At 32.6% G+C, this 2672-nt stretch carries 2 protein-coding genes; both read left to right on the forward strand.

The features are described 5' to 3' along the window. The first annotated feature begins 29 nt into the window (after positions 1-29). The gene (gene malQ / locus RWN11_RS08185; RefSeq protein WP_314161243.1) at positions 30-1520 is read left to right on the forward strand and encodes a 4-alpha-glucanotransferase; all 1491 of its coding nucleotides are present in this window, start codon (positions 30-32) and stop codon (positions 1518-1520) included. A gap of 1 nt (position 1521) precedes the next feature. Further along, on the forward strand, positions 1522-2672 hold a 1151-nt coding region (locus RWN11_RS08190; RefSeq protein ID WP_314161244.1), incomplete at its 3' end, for a glycogen/starch/alpha-glucan phosphorylase.

Raw genomic sequence — 2672 nt, forward strand, 5'->3', positions numbered from 1 at the left:
AAGTTATAAATATAACGGAGGAAAAAGTAATGACAAAACGTTCAAGTGGTGTTTTGATGCATATTACATCATTACCGGGACAATTTGGAATAGGAACATTTGGTAAAAGTGCATACGATTTTGTTGATTTCTTGGAAGAAACAAAACAAACTTACTGGCAAATTTTACCATTAACAACGACTAGTTATGGGGATTCACCTTATCAAAGTTTCTCGGCTGTAGCAGGAAATTTAAATCTTATTGATTTTTCACTTTTAACTGAAGCTGGATTGCTAGAGGAAAGCGATTATGCAAATGTTAATTTTGGTGACAATCCTGAAAAGATAGATTATGCTTTATTATTCGAAGCTAGAAGACCTATCTTAGAAAAGGCAGTTGCCAACACTAGTAAAAATAGTGAAGTATTAACTGAAATTGAAAAATTTAAAGCAGAGAATTCAAGCTGGTTAGCAGATTATGCTGAGTATATGGCTATAAAAGAAAGTTTTGGATATAAGAGTTTTATTCACTGGGATGAGGATATTAAAAAAGGTGAAGAAGCAGCTCGTGAAAAATATCGTACAGAACTTCAAGATAGCATAAGATACTACACAGTAACTCAATATTTCTTCTTTAAACAATGGCTAGCATTAAAAGAATATGCTAATGGTAAAGGAATTAAAATTATTGGGGATATGCCAATTTATGTAAGTGCTGATAGTGTTGAAATGTGGACAATGCCTGAACTATTCAAAGTTGACGAAAACAATGAACCTCTTTATGTAGCTGGATGTCCTGCAGATGACTTCAGTCCTACTGGGCAACTTTGGGGTAATCCAATCTATGATTGGGAAAAACACAAAGAACAAGGATTTTCATGGTGGATTTACCGAGTGCAAGAAAGTTTCAAAATCTATGATGTACTTCGTATAGACCACTTTAAAGGATTCTCTGATTTCTGGCAAATAGATAAAGATGCTGAAAATGCAGTAAATGGTACTTGGGAAGCTGGTCCAGGAATTGAATTGTTCCAAAAAATAAAAGAACAGTTAGGTGATTTACCAATCGTTGCAGAAAATCTAGGATTTATCGATGCTAAAGCAGAAAAATTATTAGATGATTCTGGATATCCAGGAATGAAGATTCTTCAATTTGCTTTCCCTGGAGAAGATAATCTGGATCGTCCACATCATTATACACAAAACAGTGTTGCTTACACAGGAACACATGATAACGATGTAGTTAATGGGTGGTATGAAAAATTAAGTGAATCTGAAAGAGAACTAGTTTCTGAATACCTAAATCGTCGTGATGATGAAAAAATCACTGAAGCTATGATTAGAGGAATTTACTCTTCAGTAAGTGATTATGCAATTGTAACAATGCAAGATTTATTAGATAAAGATGCAACAAGCAGAATGAACGTTCCATCAACAGTTGGAGGAAACTGGGAGTGGAGAATGCTTGCAGAAGATTTAACAGAAGAAAGAAAAGAATTTTTAAGAAATATTACAGTAAGATATTCAAGAGAGAGGGTATAAAATGTCATTTAGTAAATATGTATTAGATAATACAAGTAAAGAACTAAGTACTTTAGAGAACAAAGAGATATATATACAATTATTAAACTATGTAAAAGAAGAAGCTGATAAAAAAGCTCAAAACAATGATAAGAAAAAAGTTTACTACATTTCAGCAGAATTTTTAATTGGTAAACTATTATCAAATAACCTAATTAACTTAGGAATCTACGAAGAAATCGAAAAAGAATTAAACGCAGCTAACAAACGTCTTAGCGATGTTGAAGAAGCAGAATTAGAACCATCACTTGGTAACGGTGGTCTTGGGCGTTTAGCATCTTGTTTCATCGATTCTATCTCATCATTAGGAATCAATGGTGATGGAGTTGGATTAAACTACCACTGTGGATTATTCAGACAAGTATTTGTTAAAAATGAACAACACGCAGAGCCAAACTTCTGGATTGAAGATTCTTCATGGTTAAGAGATACTGATGTAAAATACACAGTACCATTCAAAAACTTCAACCTAACTTCAACACTAAAAAGAATTGACGTATTAGGATACAAAAAAGATACTAAAAACTATCTAAACTTATTCGATATCGAGTCAGTAGATAGTAGTATCATTGAAGATGGTATTAGTTTTGATAAAACTGAAATTGAGAAAAACTTAACATTATTCTTATATCCAGATGATAGTGATAAAAATGGTGAATTATTACGTATTTACCAACAATACTTCATGGTGTCAAATGCAGCTCAATTAATTTTAGATGAAGCTATTGCTAAAGGAAGTAATGTTCACGATCTATACGAATATGCATATGTTCAAATCAACGATACTCACCCAAGTATGGTAATTCCTGAATTAATTCGTTTATTAACTGAAAAACACGGAATTGAATTTGAAGAAGCATACACAATCGTTCAAAAAATGACTGGTTACACAAACCACACTATCTTAGCTGAAGCGTTAGAAAAATGGCCGTTAGCATATTTAGAAGAAGTGGTACCACACTTAGTAACAATCATTAAACAATTAGATGCAGTTATTAGAGAAAAATATGAAGGTGAAGATATTCAAATCATCGATAAAGATGATAGAGTACACATGGCAAACATGGATATTCACTTCTCTAACAGTGTAAACGGGGTTGCTTACCTACACAC

This window comes from uncultured Gemella sp., assembly GCF_963519265.1.
Classification (GTDB): Bacteria; Bacillota; Bacilli; order Staphylococcales; family Gemellaceae; genus Gemella.